The 17,991-nt window shown below is 42.7% G+C and carries 16 protein-coding genes and 1 pseudogene; 11 read left to right on the forward strand and 6 right to left on the reverse strand.

Features of this window, described 5'->3' with window-relative positions:
* From KKH3_RS05770 to KKH3_RS05790, 5 genes are all read right to left on the reverse strand, one after another.
* A complete protein-coding gene (locus KKH3_RS05770; protein WP_039356818.1) occupies positions 1-840 on the reverse strand; it encodes a PRD domain-containing protein in 840 nt (279 codons plus the stop codon).
* A gap of 95 nt (positions 841-935) precedes the next feature.
* On the reverse strand, positions 936-2,399 hold the full coding sequence (locus KKH3_RS05775; protein ID WP_039356820.1) for a glycoside hydrolase family 1 protein: 1,464 nt from the start codon (positions 2,397-2,399) through the stop codon (positions 936-938).
* Positions 2,399-4,261, reverse strand: coding sequence for a beta-glucoside-specific PTS transporter subunit IIABC (locus KKH3_RS05780; protein ID WP_052201296.1), 1,863 nt, complete (start codon positions 4,259-4,261; stop codon positions 2,399-2,401). Before KKH3_RS05780 ends, KKH3_RS05775 begins: the two co-directional genes overlap by 1 nt.
* A 343-nt stretch (positions 4,262-4,604) precedes the next feature.
* On the reverse strand, positions 4,605-4,943 hold the full coding sequence (locus KKH3_RS05785; protein WP_039356823.1) for a DUF1869 domain-containing protein: 339 nt from the start codon (positions 4,941-4,943) through the stop codon (positions 4,605-4,607).
* 10 nt (positions 4,944-4,953) lie between these two features.
* Positions 4,954-5,286 carry a TehB family protein gene (locus tag KKH3_RS05790; protein ID WP_039356825.1) on the reverse strand — a complete coding sequence of 111 codons (333 nt, stop codon included), beginning with the start codon at positions 5,284-5,286 and terminating at the stop codon, positions 4,954-4,956.
* A gap of 381 nt (positions 5,287-5,667) precedes the next feature.
* Between KKH3_RS05790 and KKH3_RS05795 the strand changes: the two genes are divergently transcribed.
* Positions 5,668-6,258, forward strand: a complete 591-nt coding sequence (locus tag KKH3_RS05795) for a flavin reductase family protein (RefSeq protein ID WP_039356827.1) — start codon at positions 5,668-5,670, stop codon at positions 6,256-6,258.
* 95 nt (positions 6,259-6,353) lie between these two features.
* On the opposite strand, the gene KKH3_RS05800 is transcribed toward KKH3_RS05795, so the two are convergent.
* Positions 6,354-7,622: an amidohydrolase gene (locus tag KKH3_RS05800; RefSeq protein WP_234991494.1), complete on the reverse strand. Its 1,269-nt coding sequence runs from the start codon at positions 7,620-7,622 to the stop codon at positions 6,354-6,356.
* A gap of 270 nt (positions 7,623-7,892) precedes the next feature.
* On the opposite strand from KKH3_RS05800, the gene KKH3_RS21330 reads away from it, so the two are divergent.
* The 10 genes and pseudogenes from KKH3_RS21330 to KKH3_RS05840 all read left to right on the forward strand — a co-directional run bounded on the left by KKH3_RS21330 (position 7,893) and on the right by KKH3_RS05840 (position 17,766).
* Entirely contained in the window at positions 7,893-8,210 is a 318-nt protein-coding gene (locus KKH3_RS21330; protein WP_052201297.1) for a helix-turn-helix domain-containing protein, read from the forward strand.
* Complete coding sequence (locus KKH3_RS21335; RefSeq protein WP_420892354.1) at positions 8,111-8,653, forward strand: IclR family transcriptional regulator; 543 nt, start codon at positions 8,111-8,113, stop codon at positions 8,651-8,653. Before KKH3_RS21330 ends, KKH3_RS21335 begins: the two co-directional genes overlap by 100 nt.
* A gap of 655 nt (positions 8,654-9,308) precedes the next feature.
* Positions 9,309-10,493: a dsDNA nuclease domain-containing protein gene (locus KKH3_RS05810; RefSeq protein ID WP_039356832.1), complete on the forward strand. Its 1,185-nt coding sequence runs from the start codon at positions 9,309-9,311 to the stop codon at positions 10,491-10,493.
* Positions 10,490-10,969, forward strand: coding sequence for a hypothetical protein (locus tag KKH3_RS05815; RefSeq protein ID WP_039356835.1), 480 nt, complete (start codon positions 10,490-10,492; stop codon positions 10,967-10,969). Before KKH3_RS05810 ends, KKH3_RS05815 begins: the two co-directional genes overlap by 4 nt.
* Positions 10,966-12,717 carry a hypothetical protein gene (locus KKH3_RS05820; protein WP_039356838.1) on the forward strand — a complete coding sequence of 584 codons (1,752 nt, stop codon included), beginning with the start codon at positions 10,966-10,968 and terminating at the stop codon, positions 12,715-12,717. The genes KKH3_RS05815 and KKH3_RS05820 overlap by 4 nt, the downstream gene beginning before the upstream one ends.
* Positions 12,718-12,904: 187 nt before the next feature.
* Positions 12,905-13,242, forward strand: a pseudogene (locus KKH3_RS05825) (transposase); the annotation flags it as partial.
* 249 nt (positions 13,243-13,491) lie between these two features.
* Positions 13,492-14,175 carry a multiubiquitin domain-containing protein gene (locus tag KKH3_RS21590; protein ID WP_080756519.1) on the forward strand — a complete coding sequence of 228 codons (684 nt, stop codon included), beginning with the start codon at positions 13,492-13,494 and terminating at the stop codon, positions 14,173-14,175.
* Positions 14,150-15,343 carry a ThiF family adenylyltransferase gene (locus KKH3_RS05835; protein ID WP_039356841.1) on the forward strand — a complete coding sequence of 398 codons (1,194 nt, stop codon included), beginning with the start codon at positions 14,150-14,152 and terminating at the stop codon, positions 15,341-15,343. Before KKH3_RS21590 ends, KKH3_RS05835 begins: the two co-directional genes overlap by 26 nt.
* On the forward strand, positions 15,340-15,747 hold the full coding sequence (locus KKH3_RS21595) for a ubiquitination-like system serine protease family protein (protein WP_072034507.1): 408 nt from the start codon (positions 15,340-15,342) through the stop codon (positions 15,745-15,747). Before KKH3_RS05835 ends, KKH3_RS21595 begins: the two co-directional genes overlap by 4 nt.
* A gap of 1,071 nt (positions 15,748-16,818) precedes the next feature.
* Positions 16,819-17,766, forward strand: coding sequence for an ArdC family protein (locus tag KKH3_RS05840; RefSeq protein ID WP_039356844.1), 948 nt, complete (start codon positions 16,819-16,821; stop codon positions 17,764-17,766).
* Positions 17,767-17,991: the final 225 nt, after the last annotated feature.

A 17,991-nucleotide genomic window follows, 5' to 3' on the forward strand; every position in this document is an offset into this window, starting at 1 on the left:
CTACGGCGTCTGGCTGTCGGCCAGCCTGCTGATATGCATAGTCAACCAGGTGAGTTCTTCTTTCGGCAAGGCTATTTGGTATTTTTCCTGCACGTAATCTCTGATGGCCCAGGAAATCGCCATCGCTTCAGGGTAGTGTTTCAGCAGTTCCTGATAGAAATCGTCCGTGCGTCCCGGTGCGATTTTGCGGGCAATCACCCGTTCGGAGAAATACCGCAGATGGGTGATAAAGCGCAGGTAATCGACGGCGTTGACATCAATATTCTTGTTTAGCTTATAGCGGACAATCTCTGCCAGACGGTTCACCAGTTGAACCTGCTGGTGGGCATCGGCAATTTCGGCGCTGCCCGCGGCATTAATGAGGTGAAACGCGATGTTGATGGCTTCGTCATCGGGTAGCGTGACGTTAAAGCGCGCCGACACGCGATCTTTTGCCTGCACCCCGATGGCGTACTCTTTTTGGTAATAGCGCTTCACTTCCCAACTGAGCTTATTGATGAAGTGATTGCCCGTTTTACAGCGTTCAACCGCAAAATAGAGATGTTCCGCCAGCGTAAAGAACAGCACCGAATTCAGTTTTTCGGCGTACTGACTTTGCGCCAGCGTAACGATCTCATGGGTGATGTCAAAAAAAGCCGCAGGGATCGTGTCGGTCAATGAAAGAAAATGCCGTGATTTCAGGTTCTCCAGCGGAATGAAAACCTGCTCAACGTGCGTCACATCAATCAACGAACCGGGTCTGGCACCAAATCCGATGCCTTTACCCAACAGGATCATCTCCTGCTGTTCATGATCGACTAACAGCATGCTGTTATTTAACGCTTTTTTCACTTTAATCACGTTTTTCTTCCAATCATGCTGGTTTTCTCATCAGGCTTTTCCAATCGCAGTCATTTCCTGCCATTGCACACGTAGTCTGCGGCTTAGTTGCGCTATCAGGTGAGATCGGCACCGTTGGTCGCGATGACTTTCTGATACCAGTAGAACGAATCCTTTCTCAGCCGTGCCAGCGAACCATTGCCTTCGTCATCCTGATCGACGTAGATAAAGCCATAGCGTTTGGACATTTGTGACGTGCCCGCGCTGATGATGTCAATCGCTCCCCAACTGGTGAACCCCATCAGTTCAACGCCTTCGCCAATCGCTTCACGCATTTGCTCGAAATGTGAACGGAAGTAGTCAACGCGGTAAGGATCGTGGATTTTGCCGTTTTCGACAACGTCTTTCGCACCCAGCCCATTTTCGACAATAAACAGCGGTTTCTGGTAGCGATCGTACAGCTCCAGCAGGGAGATTTTCAGCCCGACCGGGTCGATTTGCCATCCCCAGTCTGAGGCTGGCAGGTACGGGTTTTTCACGCCGAGAACGGTATTCCCTGGGATTCTCTCGGCGTCCGGCTGTGTGGATTCGGTAAGTGACATGTAATAGCTGAACGACACAAAATCAACGGTGTGTTGCTTGAGAATGGCCAGCTCGTCAGGCTGCATAGTGAGGTGAATGCCACGTCGTTCAAGGTCGCGTTTGATGAGCGGCGGATATTCACCGAACACCTGCACATCGGCATAAAAGTAGTTTTCGAGATTCTTTTTCAGCGCGGCTTCGACATCTTCCGGGCGGCAGGAGTGCGGATACGTCGTCAGCTTGGTCAGCATGCAACCGACCTGGCTACCTGGGATTTTTTCATGACAGTCGCGGGTGACGAGGGCAGAAGCGACAAACTGGTGGTGCAGCCCCTGATAAATATCCTGTTTAGCCTGCCCCGGTGCGCTTTTTTCTTCGCGAATCCCCGCGGTGGTGAAGGGGTGGCGATGGATACTGTCGATCTCGTTAAAGGTCAGCCAGTAGCGCACCAGATCCTTATAGCGATCGAAGCAGACATTGCTAAAGCGTACGAAGGCATCCAGTACGTTGCGGTGTACCCAGCCATTGTATTTCTCACTCAGCGCCAGCGGCATTTCGTAGTGTGAAAGCGTCACCAGCGGTTCGATGCCGTGCTTGCGTATCTCGCGGAATAGGTCGTCGTAAAACTGTAAGCCTGCTTCATTCGGCGTGCTGTCTTCTCCGGTCGGAAAGATGCGCGACCAGGCGATAGAGACGCGCAGCACTTTGAAGCCCATTTCGGCAAACAGTGCCAGATCGTCTGGGTAGCGGTGATAAAAATCGATGCCGCGCCGTTTGGGATAGAACGCGTCATTTTTTCCGTTGAACGCATCAGCGATATTTTCGTCTGTTAGCGCCATGTGGGCATGGTAATTTTTCAGATCGAGATTCGGCTTCCAGGTAATGGCGTCCGCGACCGACGGCCCCTTGCCGTCTTCATTCCATGCGCCTTCGGCCTGATTCGCGGCAATCGCGCCGCCCCATAAAAAGTGTTCCGGGAATGCGATGTTTTTATCCATTACACAGACTCCTTTAAGGTCATGATGATGGTGTGGGGATAGATGACGACGTCAGTGGCTTCCGGTATCACGCGAAAGCGCTCGCTGTTGGTGATAACCATCATGACCACGGGATCGTAACCCGCGGCGATGAGGCTATCGAGGTCAAATTCAACAAGGACATCGCCGGTGTTAACCTGTTGGCCGGCCGTGACTTTCGGCTGAAAGCCCTGACCATTGAGTTTGATGGTATCAATGCCGATATGGAAAATCAGTTCAGCACCGCTATCGGTGAGCATGCTGACGGCGTGGCCGGTTTCAAACACGTTCTCAATGATGCCGTTCGCCGGCGCGTAGAGCACACCTTTCTCTGGGATGATGGCGATGCCGTCACCCATAATGTGTTTGGAGAAAATTTCGTCATTCACGCTGTCCAGCGGAATCACTTTGCCTTCAATCGGGCTGGCGAACGGGTATTCGGTCACCGTGTGATGACGTTCTTCTACGACAACAGGCTTCTCTTCTCGCCAGAGGAACAGCGCAGAGAGAAAGGCGATGACAAAAGAGAGCACGGCACCAGCGATGGCATAGACGATGTTCCAGCTGTTTTCCGGTGAGATAAACATGGAGATGCTCGCCAGACCGGGGCCAACCAGCGCAAAGGCTTCAATCGCCATCCAGCCGATAAATGCACCGCCAACCAGGCTACCGGCGATCACGCTGTAGAGCGCCTTTTTATTCAGCAGCGTAATTCCGTACAGCGCGGGTTCGGTAATGCCGAACAGGGCAGAAATACCGGCTGAAAGCGCCGTCGATTTTAGCGTTTTGTCTTTACTCTTGAACGCAATCGCCATACAGGCACCTGATTCGGCAATGTTATGCGCGAGTGACGCAGGCAGATAGAGCATTTCCTTACCAAACTGGCTCATGGAGGAAACGGCATAGGGCAGCATGGGCTTATGCATCCCCGACGCCACCATGAAGGGCAGTGCTGCGGCGAGTAACCCCGTTGCCACAAAGCCCAGCTTGCCGTATAGCCAGAGGATCACGCTAGCCAGACCCGCTCCGAGTTCATAACCGAGCGGACCAAGAATCAGTAGCGTGACGGGAACGGTAACCAACAGCGACAGCATCGGTGACAGGAAAATGCGCAGCGCGCTCGGCGAATAGCGGTTGAAGAACTTTTCGGTTTGCGCATAGAAAATGACGCACAGAATTGCCGGGAAAACTTGTGAGGCGTAAGCGACGTTTTTCAGGTCGAAAGAGAGAAATTCTGCGCCTTCCGCCAGCTGTTTCGACATGGCAGGCAGCACCATGACAGAGACGGCAGAAACGGCGACCAGCACATTCACTTTCAGCTTCATTGCGGTGGTGATCCCCACCAGAATCGGCAGAAAATAGAGCGGGGCGGAACCGATGTTATCCAGCACTTTGTAGGTTGAGCTGTCTTTGGTCAGCCAACCGAGCAGGTCCAGCAGCAGTAACAGTGATTTGAGCACGCCGCCGCCGGCAATCGCAGGCACCAGTGGCTGAAAAACGCTGATGATAAAATCGATGACAAAAGCCGTGCGGTTGGTTTTTGCTGGCGCGACGCGGCCTGTTTCCTTCCGGCCTGCCGCGAGGTTCTGCACTGCTTCGTACACCTGCATCACTTCGCTGCCGATAATCACCTGACACTGCACGTTAACCCGAACGCCCAGCACGCCCGGCACCTTTTCCAGTTCGCGCTGGTTCACTTGACTGTTGTCGTAAAGGCTTAACCGTAGCCGTGTAGAGCAGTGTTCAATGTGCTCAATATTGTCGATCCCACCGACTAACGTGATGATTTTTTCCGCGGTGGTGGCATAGGCTGTCGCGTTATTATCTGTTGCTGTATGGCTCATACGACGATTCCCCTGATCCAGAAACGAAAAAAGACCTGAAGCCCTTCTCATGATGTTGAGTGGGAGAGCTTCAGGTCTTGCCTAGAAAACTAGTTACACGCCTGTGCTGCTGTTGTAATTCCTCGCACGCGGGAAAGTCAAACAGATCGTGCAGACCTGATAGGTAAGTGTGATGGCAATAGCAGAATGGAGGGATTAGCCTGATGAGCATGCTCAGGCACTTTGGGTTGTATATCGCGTGGGGAGGGGACAGAGGCGCTTGTTAAGTCAAAAGACATCCAGCGCCTTTTTTTAAATGCGTAGGGATATAACTTAAATAGCCCGAGCTGCGGGAAAGCCGATATTACCAGCCGCAGACATTGGTATCTTCATCCACATCGTAGCCACGTACGATATTAACCAGCTCTTTTACTGCATCAGCCGAAATCGTCTTGTCTTTTAATTCTTCTGCCGTAGCGAGATCTTTATCAACGGACACGCCGTTATTATTATTTGTGACTGTCAGTAAAAAACCTTTGTTATTTTCACTGGTTGAGGGAAGTTCGTTGAGTAATTCCACGACTGCACCTGCGGCGAAATCTGGTACATAAAAAGCCATGGGTTTAAGATAAACTTTTTCTGCTTTCTTATTATTGTCGCGGTTCAATAGTGTTAATGAATACCCTTTGTTTTCACTTGTCATTATGTTTGCCTCAACCTTCTATCAAAATTTTTGGATCGACATAAAAATCCACGTTAAATAGCGTATCGTCAGTTAACGCTTCGATTCTGTGCCATTTCTCTGGGGGAAATACGCCAAATTGTCCGGCTTCGATAGTTAGCGTGTCGACAGGGTCAGGACTTGTTCCATCCGCGTAACCATAATAACGAATTATCCCTTGCATCACGCACAGGCGTGGATAGACGCCTTGCCGTGTCCCTGCATCCAAATGGCGCTGCCAGATAGACGCCGGAGCCGTTTCTTTTGTCCAAAAAGGCGTTGTACGGGTATGAACATAATTCGCAGGTATAACAATTCGTTCCATGTTTAAACCTCATGCTTTACCCAGCCACATTGCAGGGCCGGAAGGAAAAAACTATATGGTGTATATCATATACCTCTTTTAATGTTTGTGAATTATTTTCTGCTCATTAATTTTTTAAAATATCGCAATATGTCGCTGGAAGACCGTATTATCAAGGATCAATGTTTCCCGCGTCAGTTATTTTCTTCGTCGATGTGTCGAGGTAAGCACTAACATCAATGAATAGTTACAATATGTTATTTTTTTGATGGTCTACTTATTAGGGAGGTTAAGTGTAATAAATCGCCTTCATCGCTACTCAATGAGAGTTATTGTTAAAAAGAAATCAAAAGAGTAGAAGTGGGGAATATAACGCCACTCTGTGATGAGGTCTGAACTCAAATGAAAAAGAACGTAAAACTCAGTTCGTTTTATTATGGTTTCCCGGTTTTTCTTGTTACGACGACGGATAATAACAACGGAGAAGTCAATGTTTCCGCTGTATCATCATCAATTTCTCTCGGCGATAAAATTATTATCGGTGTCACGAAAGGAAGTAAGACTTACAGTAATTTATTATCCGGCTCTGATGTTGTCATCAATATTCCTGATTACAAACTGTGGGAGAAGGTTGAAGCGCTTGGTAAGCTGACTGGAAGCAATACGCTATCTGAAGGTCAGATTAAATGGGGCATTCAGGTATGCCACGATAAATTCACCAAAGTTGGTCTTCACACTGAAGCCTCTACCGATATTACGCCACCTCGGGTGATTGAATGTCCTATTCAGGCAGAATGTAAAACCGTCAGCACGACGGACAAAGGGCGTTTTATTCTTGTCGAACTGGATATTGTTAATGTCTGGGTGGAAAGCGATCTATTAGGAACACATGATGTCATCGACTCGTCAAAATGGAAGCCTCTGATCTATAACTTCCGCGAATACGACACGACGGGTGACGCATTAGGTTTTAATTTTAAATACGGTCACTAAGGTTATTGAGAGAACGCTGCCGCGGTGTTACCAATGGCGGCGTTCTCTCTTTTCTCTACTACGGCGTAGACTGACATATAAAAATATGGATGCTGTTATTTATTTTCCGCATTTTTATCGATGGCACTGATTACCGCGAGTGTTATGGCTTCAACCCCGGTGCGAATGGTCGGTTCCGGTACAGGAGCAAACTGTGGGGAATGGTTGCTGGGTATGGCGACACCTTCATTTTCCCATTTTTTAATTTGCTCTGGCGAGTAAATACCGATGTTAAAATAGACAGACGGAATGCCATTGTTGACGAAGACAGAGAAATCTTCGCTGGCAGAACTGGGTTCTTTCGCCTGTATGAAATTTTTACCGAATCGTTGGCTAAATACTTTCGCGGTAGATTCGGATAGCATGTCATCGTTAATCACAGAGTCAACTTTGCTTTGACCAATAACAATCTCCGGCTTTGGTGCGTTGGCCATATCGGCAGACGCCTTGGCAAACCGAGTGATACCCTCAATCAAATTTTTACGTACGTTCTCATCGTACGTACGCAATGTTCCCTGAATATTCGCCATATCAGGAATGATATTGCCGGATGACCCTGCGTTAAACGCACCTATCGTCACAACGCCAAATGCGTTAGGGGACGTTTCACGGCTGACGAGTGTCTGGACGTCAGTAACAAATCGTGCAGCGATAATAATGGGATCAATGGTTTTTTCCGGCATGGAACCATGTCCCCCTTTCCCAGTAAATGTAATAGCGAATGAATCACCGTTGGATGTCTGAACGCCGGGTTTAAAAGAAACCAGCCCGTATTCCATTGGGGACGTGTGCAGGGCAAATGCGTAATCTGGTTTGCCAAACTTTTTGAAAATACCGTCCTGAATCATTGCGCTGGCACCCGTAATTTCCTCTTCAGCTGGCTGGGCAACAAACATTAAAGTCCCATTCCAGCTGTCTTTCATACTGACTAGTGCAGAAGCGGTACCGAACCACGATGCCATATGAATGTCATGACCACAGGCGTGCGCAACGAATGTCTCTTTCCCATCCCGGCCGATCTGCTTAGCGGTACTGGCGTATGGCAGACCCGTTTTTTCCTGCATGGGTAATGCATCAAGTTCAGTGCGCACCATGACGGTAGGGCTATCCCCATTCTTGAATATGGCAACCAGCCCTGTGCCACCGATATTTTCCGTCACCTGGAAACCGATTTTGCGCATATTATCAGCAAGAAGTTTGGTAGTTCTGACTTCCTGATACCCAAGTTCAGGATTTTTATGAATATCTTTATATAAGCTATCTAGCTGAGGGTAATGCTGATTGAGATAGAGAGTCGTTTTCTTACTGGTTTCCTGTATATCCACTGCGTTCGCCATATTGGGAATACAATTCATTGTTAGTAGAAGGCATAATGTCGCGTTAAGTTTCATGAAGTATCGTCCTTTTTGATTAAAGAGCAGTGCGGTTAATGCCTTGCTTGTTCCTGAGCTGAGAAATGCTTAGCCCTGTTTCCTGCGCCACTACGCAGTGAAAATATGAGGATGAAGAAAGGTAACGTATCGGCATGTAATACGCATGCTGTACCGCAATGAGATACACTTGCTGTACCATATAGTGATTCAGGGTGAGCTATTATGATCGATAAATCCGGGGGCGGTATTCAGGTTATCTCACGGGCTGCGGCTATCTTGCGTGAAGTTTGTGAGAGCCCCGACGGCCTCAGCCTGGGACAGCTTGCGGCGTTGACAGGGTTGGCTCGATCAACCGTCCAGCGGATTGTCGATGCGCTGGAAAGTGAACATCTTGTTCAGGCTGGTGCAAAGGGGTTCGCCCTGGTTGGGGGCTGCGACGTTTGGGGGAGATATCAGGTCCGGGGCCTGCTCACGATCTCCGTCCTGCGCTGTATCGACTGTATGAAAAAACAGAAGAAACCGTCGATTTATCAACGTTAGATGGAACGTCCGTTTTGTTTATGGATCGCTTTTTGTCAGAGCAGCGTATCCGAGCGGTTCCGGATGTTCGTGTGACCTATCCCGCTTATACAATGGCAAACGGAAAAGCATTACTTTCAACTTTATCTGATGATGACGTCTATGCGCGCTATGGAACGGATATTCTGGAGAGAGTCACGCCTCGTTCGGTTGCTAATGTTGATGATTTAATTGAGCAATTGAATACAATTCGTGCCGGGGGATTTGCCTACGATGTTGAAGAGCACGCAATGGGTTCATGCGCGATTGGTCTTCCTCTTGCGAACCCAGGCAAACTGACCTTAGCCATATCGGTTGTCGTTCCTATCAGCCGATTTCACTCACACAGAAGTGCCATAGAAGATGCCCTAAGGCATTGTGTTAGCGAATGCCATGATCAGTTGTATAACCACATAACAAAGTAGGCAAACGCAACTCGCTCCTATGGCTGAACGGTGGGCACAACTTTTAAATAACGGAGCCGTTAAACCTTTCCAGAGTGAATAACTACTCGTCAGAAATCAAAATGGGGGTCACGCCGTTATCGAACCAACGTGACCCTCAATCTGACCACCATATTCTCCCGATGCGGAGGGAAAACGGAATATGCATCGGGAACACTTTTCACGTTAAATTGTTGAATAAACGGCTAAAAGCAAAAATCCCGCTTAAGTTTCCTTAAGCGGGATTTTTTAAATTTGGCTCCTCTGACTGGGATCGCCTTCGCCAGTAACTGGCTGATAAAAATAGTGATCCATAATTCTCGAGTTGTCAAGACCACCAAAGTGACCCCATTTTGATCATGCGCTTAACCACATTCAACGTATGGAGTAAGGCTAATTCAACCAAATCAACTCTACAGTGGATTGTCTAAGAGTTCCCTTTTCTGTGAAATTAAGTTCGGACATTCGCATAAAATGAATTGACAGATCTTGAAGCATGGATAATTTGCATTTTTAACTGGATAAAAAAACAGTGTTGAATTAAGATGTTTGTGATTGATTTTCTGAATTTTTTGTTTCAAAAAATGATTTCAGCATTTACATTATCTATATGTTTTTTGGACCAATGTGGAATGTTATGGCTGAGTTACATGAGGTTAAACCGAGAGAACAAGCAGGCAGAGACACATTAGAACGATATAACGCTCAAATTCGAGCGGCCAGTATCGCGTGTTTATCAATTTTAGAAGGTAAAGATGTAAAACGTGTGTTTTGTGAATTTCACGACGATTTTGTGGTCGAGAGAGTTGTCGCTAATGATATCCATTATACCTTTGTGCAAGTCAAAACTAAGGAGAAATTACGTGAAATATGGAAACTTCGAGAAGTTTTTGGAATATTAAAAAGAAAAACTAAAAAAAACCCTCAAACAGATGAGATGATTAGAGATAGTTTTGTTGGTAAACTATTACAACACACTATAAATTTTGAAGATACCTGTAAGGAAGTCATTTTTCTTACAAATACCCATATTGACGAAGATATTGAGAATGTCATTGATGATATTATAACCGATGCGTTTTCCAGTGTACATTGTAAGCTGATTATTGATTCGTTTAATAACTGCTTCATTTCTATCAGAGACGGGAAGAAAAATCTCGAAATTGAAGAAATAAAAGAAAACCTCAAGAAATTAAAATTTGAAACCGATGTTGAATATATAAAAAGCAAACATGAAACATTTGAGATTCTTGCAAAGGAAAAAATTTTTAAATACAGCGAAATAGATTTATCACATATTGAAGCTAAGGAGATATTACTTTCTCTTTTAGCTCTTGTTAATAGTAAGTCAAGCGTAAAAATCAACGATTGCTCAAGGGGCAATATTAAGGATCTGTCTGGAATAGATATAGATGATTTATTGGATGTACTGAGTATCTCCAAAAATGCTTATTATGAGTTTCTTTATAATGGGGATGAGCATGCATTGAAATCAGCATCTGTGATTGAGAGATTGTTAAGAAAGGCTGGAGCTAGTGAAAGTCAAATTGATTTTTTTGCAAGGTGTAAAATAAAATGGGATCAGTGGTTAAGAAAAAACAGACATGTAATTTCTGACTTAGATTACATTACTATAGATAGTGAAATAAATTCAACATTAGATAAGCTGACATTTATGCATGGTGTTTTATTTCTCTCAGGCTTAAGATCGGTTGTTAATGAATTACATGATTCGTTATTTGAAAATAATTTACTTAATTCTTTAGATAAAGAAGCTTTGACTGGAAGCCTCTTTGCGAGACTTGTAGAGCGTTCAAAATGAATTACGATGAATTTTTCGATAGTATATCTCAAAAAGATATTAGAATAGATATAAAAAATATTGAAAGACAAGAAAGTGTTGGCCTTAATAATGAAGCTCTTTTTCAACTTCCTTTAATAGCTATGATAATACTTTTAATATCTAAAAATAGAGTGAAACCAAGAGTAAATGAAGTTGGAGGTTTGGTAGGGAAACTTTTAGAGGATGTCATGCTAGGTTTTAAAGGATCATCACAATTATTAGGATGGTCAGCAAATCTTAGGATACGAACCGTTACCGCTTTGAATTTCCTTGAGTCAGTATGTCTAATTATAATAGACGAAAGAAATAACAAGTTAAACATTACGAAATTGGGGAAGAAAGTTATTGACGAAGTGTTTATATATGAAAGTGATTTGTCTTATAATCTAGCCTTGATAGATAGAGCATACAGGAATTACTGCGTTGATTCAAAATTGGACGGTGAAATTTTATGAAATTATTAAGTCTCAAAATAAATGGAAGAGATTTTTCAGGTCTTGAATCAGATGAGCTTATTTTTGGGGAGCATATAACTGAGCTTTATGGCCCAAATGGATGTGGCAAAACTCCATTATTACAATCTATCTCCTATTGCTTAGGGTATCCATGTAAGTTCAGAGAGGATATTTATAAACTATGCAAATCGGCCACCCTTACTTTTACCATAGGAAATGATAATTTTAGGGCGACAAGAGATTTTGAACATACTGAGTTCATTTTATCATTAGTATGTAATAGCAAAAAATCAATGTTTTATAATCAAGCGGATTACTCTAAATATATCCTAGAAAAGCTATCACTAGCATATCCATCTCTTCTTACAACCCAAAATAAGCAATCATACCCGTATTTAGCAACTATTTTACCAATTTTTTATTTAGATCAGGATTTCGGATATTCAAAGTTTTATTATTCACCAAGTAATTTTATAAAAGATCAATTCTCTGAAATGCTTAGAATTGTATTCTTTTTGCCCGAAAAACATTCCTTCGATGTTAAGAAAAAATCCATTAATATAATGGAGGAAATTAAATACCTAGATAACTCGTTGGCTATACAAAGAAGAGATATTGAAATAGCTAAAGAGGCTAATAAAGATAAAGATATAGAATTTATCGATAATTCAATTATAGATCTAAAAAATGAACTTTCAGTATTGAAAAATAGTAAGTCATTGAAGAATGATTCCCTTCATAGCATTGATGAAATTATAAGAAGACAAAAAGAAAACTTGAGGGATTTAAACGAAGAACTGAGTTTTATCGCTAGAAGAGAGTCTTCATTAGTTCAGATAATGAAAGAAATTAATACAGAGATCAATACGTTAAACCTTAACGAAGAAGCTAAAAGAATATTTCGTTCTTTTGAAGAAATATGTCCGTCTCTTGATTGTAAAATGTTTTCGCGTAGTTCGGAAAGTTATGCAAAACATCTCTTATATCTTAAAGATCAAATCAAGGATATTGAAAGAAGCTTGAATTTGGATGGAGGACGATATGATCAAATCACACAAGAAATAGCTTATGTTAATAAAACTGTCGAAGACCTCAACTCTATGAGAAATGGAATCATAGAAGAAGAGGACCTCTCATCAGTAATTGATGCAATTTCTGCAATAACATCTATGTTGTTTAAATTACAGTTAGAAAAAAGTGAGTTACATAAAATATCAATTTTGGAGGATAAGTATGTCGAAATGCTTAATAAGCGGGAAAATGCGCTAGATAAACTGGAGGGGTTAGGTAAAAATAGACAGTCAATACCACGGCTAACGCGGGTTAAATCTACATTGAGAGAAAAGTACATCAGTTGGCTAAAAGTTTTAAAAACCCCAAATATAGATTTTAATATATCATTTGAGCAAGATTTTAGCCCTGTTCTAGGTTTTGAAACTTTAGAGCAACTCAAAGGAAGTACAAAAGTAAGAGCTATACTTGCTTATCGTAGTGCATTAATTGAAAGCATGCTTGAATTAGAAAATAAATCGTTCATGTTTGCTATATTCGATACGCCTAAACAGCATGAGATACATTACGAAGATATCAATAACTTCATTTTTAATTTGAAGAAGTTATCTCAAAAGTTTAATTTTCAATTTATATTCTCTTCCACAGAGTATAAGTATTTAGGTGATGAAAATGATATTTTGCTTACACCAAAATATCCTGGTGAACAGCATGAGATGTTTTTAAGAAGATACTAGTTTAATTTTTTCATGCCGTTTATTACGGCATGTGTCATTTTATTATGGCAAGTTATATATAATGATATGAGCACCTCCTTTAAGCATCCCTGCAAAACGAATCATCCACTTTTAGAGATCTTCCGACAGCCGGATTATGTTCCCTGAGGACATCGCTATGCGTTGAACCCTATTCACGGAACACCAGATCATCGCCGTTTTGAAGTCCGTCAAAGCCGTACGTACTGTCAAGTATTTCTGCTGTGAAGCAGGCATATCTGTGGCCTCGAACTACAACTGGGAAGCTAAGTACAGTGGGATGGAAGCCTCTGATATCAAAAAGATGAAAGGCCTTGAGGATGAAAACCGTCGTCTCAAAAGGATGTTTACCGAGCTTGGTCGTGAATATGGGGCACTGAAAGATGTCATCGAAAAAAGCTTTAAAACCAACGATAAAACGTGAACTTATGGGCTATCTGATCGCAAAAATTTGGCATGAGCATCTGCCGGGCATGCAGGAAGTTATCACTGAGTAGGGCAGTCTATTTTTAGCAGCCCGAACCCCCACCTAAATCCTCTCTTAGAAAAATTATTTGTCAGCAAGATGTAAATACTAATCGAAATTCGATTTTTAATCTTCATTCTTAAAAAATAATTGTTAAAAAACAATTACTTATAAAAATAATCCTAATTATTTCATGTTTACTTGACTGTCGTAATTTTCGGTAATAAATTGAAACATGAATTCGATTTAAAAAGTCAATGATGATTCCTCCTAAAAAAGATAGGTGAAAAATGAGTAACAATAACTACGTTGTTAAAATTTCCGATGATAAATTTGAATTTAGTGATTTCACCTTTGACGATGCCAAAGTTACAGGTGGAGAGTTGGCTGATGTTTTTGGTGTGCACCCAGTTGAAAATTATAGGGTTTATCAGCAGGTAAAAAATTTAGAGCTGGAAGAATTAAGGCCTAATGAAAAAATAGATATTTCCAGCCCTAGCGATATTTATATCATAGAAGGCGATGCTAGTTATAATTTTACTGTTGATGGTCTCAACTTGGTTTGGCCGAGGGCAATCAGGGGGGGTGATATAAAGAAACTTATCAAAAAAAACTCAAGCGATTTCGATCTGTTTTTAGAGTATAAGGATGAGGCTGATCAAATAGTTAATGATGATAGGCTTATAGATATTACCCAACCCAGTGTTGAACGCTTTTATACTAAAAAGAAGCCTGACTTATCATTTGATATTTTTGTAGAAGGAATTTTACATAAGTGGTACAAAAAAGAAATTAGTTATGAAGAGGTAGTCACATTGGAAGTGCCTGATTACGCTACCCACCCTGAAATAACGTATTCTGTTAAATATAAAAAAGGTCCAGGGGTAAAGCCTGAAGGCATTCTCACTAAAGGCGCTATCATTAATGTAAAAAATGGGATTGAATTCAATGTTTCAGAAACTGGTCAGTCATAATCAAGACTTAAACTTGTTAGTTGAAAAAGGTTATGCGGTAAGCTTCGATAGTAATTATCTGATAATTAGAGATATTCCTTACTTAAATGAAAGTAAGGAATTATTGTACGCTGCATTTATATGCAAAATCGTATATAAAGACGCAGAAACTGTTATGCAAGAAGATCATCAGGTTTTTTTTACCGGAGAATCTCCTTGTGATGTAAACGGCATGTTGATCCCGAATTTAGCAGACCGTCCTGCTACATTAACATTAAGCGAAAATTGTACAGATTTAATAGTTGAAAGACAATTTTCAAATAAACCCTATGTAAAAGGGGTACCTGGCAACTTTGAAGATTTTTTTAAAAAAATTGAAAGCTATACATCAATAATATCTGGACCAGCTATGGAATTATACAATGTTGATCCTTATACCTTTAATCATAAAATTGATATAGAAGAAAATAGCGTTTTTAAATTCCAAGATACTTTAACGAGCAGAGCCGAAATAGTTGAGTTGTCGAATAAATTTAAAAGTGAAATTGTAGCAATTATAGGGCTAGGGGGCACTGGTTCTTATATTCTTGATTTTTTGGTCAAGACTCCAGTCAAGGAAATAAGGGGGTTCGATTTCGACGATTTCTTCATTCATAATGCTTTCAGGTCTCCTGGGAAAACGGAAAATACCGAGTTTAAGAAAAAGAAAAGCACTGTATATCAGGAGCGATATGATAATTTCAGACATGGAGTTTTCCTTAAAACACAGAAGATTGGTACAGAATCATTAGAGTTACTACAGGGAGTGACTTTTGCTTTTGTCTGTGTAGATAATGGGGAGTCAAGAGCAGAGATATTTGAAGCATTAATTAGTTTAGGAATACCTTACATTGATGTTGGCATGGGCTTATCTAAGAAATCAGGAACCTTAAGCGGAATGATAAGAACTACTTACTATCCGGAGGGGAGCGCCCAAGAAGTGTTGGATAAAAATCTTTCTGACTTATCTAAACAAAGGGATAATTTATATCGCACTAATATTCAAATCGGCGAGCTCAATGCATTGAATGCCTGCTTGGCAGTTATAAAATTTAAGCAATATAAAGGATTTTACTCGAGTGAAGAAGACTTTTACCATACATTATTCAACATATCTGATTTGAAAATTGTATCTGAGTCAATATCATGAAAACTTTTACTATAAAGCTAGTTGAAGTTGATAGTATGCCTAGAGAGCTTGAGCCAAATACCCTTTATTACTCGGAAAGATTTGGTACGGCATCTCATTTATGTGCATGTGGATGCGGAGCAAAGATTAGAACCCCAATAGATGTCAACGAGTGGAGTATTGTTAAAACTGAGCAGGGGCCAACTTTACATCCCTCTGTAGGTAATTGGCAAAAAGAATGTAAATCTCACTATTATATTAGAAAAGGTAAGATAGTATGGTGCGGCGCTTGGACTGAAAAGCAAATCCAAGAAGGAAGGTATAGAGAGCAACAAGCCCGAATTGACCATTATAATCGCATTTACTCCAAGCAGAGCGTGATTAATAAAATTTGGTTGTGGATTAAAGATAAACTTGGCTTATAAGATTTGGGGTTTTGAAGTATTTATGGGGGCAATTAGATTGCCCCTCCCTAATATTTTATTGTGATTTTTTTAAATTAAATATGGATGTATGGTTAATAAATTTTTTGCAAAACGCAAGCTCAAAAGGTGAAGAGGCGGGGCCCTAGGTAATAGAACTCCTTAAAAAGCGGCCAGTAAACCTTGCATCGGCGGTGCTGGACAATAAAATGGCCAGAACCATTTGCTCTATTCTGCCTCACGATAAGCAGTATTTAAACCAGCCGGAAACGATGTAGCTGTTAAGGACTCAAAATCAGTAAGTCTCCTGCGATTGCTCAACTAGTCGTAAGTAATGACAAAATAGGTAAGGTCCAGGCGTACTAAACCTGAAAAAGTATCGAACTCTGGGTTCGTACAAGTAACGAGACATAAGCCAGCGAAGTTCATTAGGGCTCGCGTCAGCTTAGGCTGACACAACAAGGCCGGAAATATAACTGCAATCGCCTTAATGTTGTAACCACAACTGCCTAGCACATGGGAGGTGCTTATATATAATGATATGGCTAGTCGGGAGATCAATCTAGGAGAGGGATTTTAATTTTGACTGGCTTGGAGTGACTGTTAATTATTAGTTAATTCATGTTTTTATATTATTTTTTATACCGACTTGTTGTTTGGATTAATTTTTCTGAATAAATTTTAATTTAGCTATCATATATACGAATCAGAATGGCGGAGCGAGACTTTACAGAACAAACCATCTCCAGCGAACATGAATGCCTAACTCGGTTGATAAACATATTATCACCCACTATGTGATTCTATCAGGAAACCCCCAACCCCAACCCCAACCCCCAAATCCCTTTCACCACTCTGGAACAAGGGGCGCTACGCCCGCCTATGCAGGAGCAGTTTTTTCTCCCGCGTGATTTTCGTTCCCGTATCAGCTTCCGGTTAATCGTTTCCCAACACAACCCGTCCCGCAAGGGTAAATGGCACGCATTCTGCGCCCTTGCGGGACGGAACGATGCCGGGAAAGCGAACCGTCAGGCGATACGAAGACGAAAATCACACCACTGACGGAGAAAAAACATGACCATTTCCCTGCATACCACCCAGACTAGCGCCCCTAACACCGCAGCGGCGACCAGCGTATCCCCGCTGGAGCAGTCAGGCTCCTCAAAAACGAAGTTTTCTCAAACCAGAACAGATATTTATCAGACCGTCACCGACAACATCATTGCAGCGCTTGAAGTCGGTGTAAAACCATGGTCTTGCCCGTGGCAACGGGTGCCGGGCATGTCTGGGTTGCCTTGCAACTTCGCAACCGGTATCTCGTATAGCGGAATGAATATCATGCTGCTGTGGTGCAGTGCGTCAAAACAGGGCTTCGGTGATTCACGCTGGATGACCTACAAACAAGCACAGGCAGTAGGTGGGCAGGTTCGCAAAGGCGAGCACGGCACGACAGCCATTTTCTATACAACCTTAGAGAAAGAAAACGAAGACGGTGGAATCGACCAGATCCCGATGCTGAAAACTTTCACCGTGTTTAACGTTCAGCAAATTGACGGCTTGCCTCTGACAACTGAAACAGTCAGCCCGGAAGCAACCTTTGACCCATTGCCGAAGGCTGAAAATCTGTTCCAGAAGAGCGGCGCAAACATTATTGAGAAAGGACAAAACGCCTTTTTCAGACCCTCAACTGATGAAGTCTGGCTACCAGAGCGCTATCTGTTTTCAGATGCAGCCAATTTCTACGCCACTGGACTGCATGAACTGGTGCACTGGAGTGGTGGTAAAAGCCGCCTGAATCGCGAGATTAAAGGAAAATTTGGTAGTGAGGATTATGCTTATGAGGAGTTGATCGCCGAGCTGGGAAGCGCGTTCCTTATGGCGGATCTGGGAATTCTCGGAGAGGTTCAGCACGAAAGCTATATCGCTTCCTGGCTGAAAGCACTGAAAAACGACAAACGCTATATTTTCAAAGCCGCCAGTGCGGCATCAAAAGCACATCGTTATTTGATGGATAAAGCCTGAGGGCAGGGGCAAGAAGCCGCAAAGGAATGTGGCTTTGACAATATATTCTTGTGGGCAGAGTCGTGGTGGTGTTAAAGGTATAACCTCCCTACGAATTTTTCGTGGCACTGTGTGTCAGGAAAAATTCGCAGGCTGCGGGGGCGGGCGGCAAAGAGCCCGCTCATCACTTTAGATGTATAGGCTCAGACTTGATCTGGCCGTGTTCTTTGTTATAACACGATTCAG

The organism is Pectobacterium actinidiae, from assembly GCF_000803315.1.
GTDB classification, from domain to species: Bacteria; Pseudomonadota; Gammaproteobacteria; order Enterobacterales; family Enterobacteriaceae; genus Pectobacterium; species Pectobacterium actinidiae.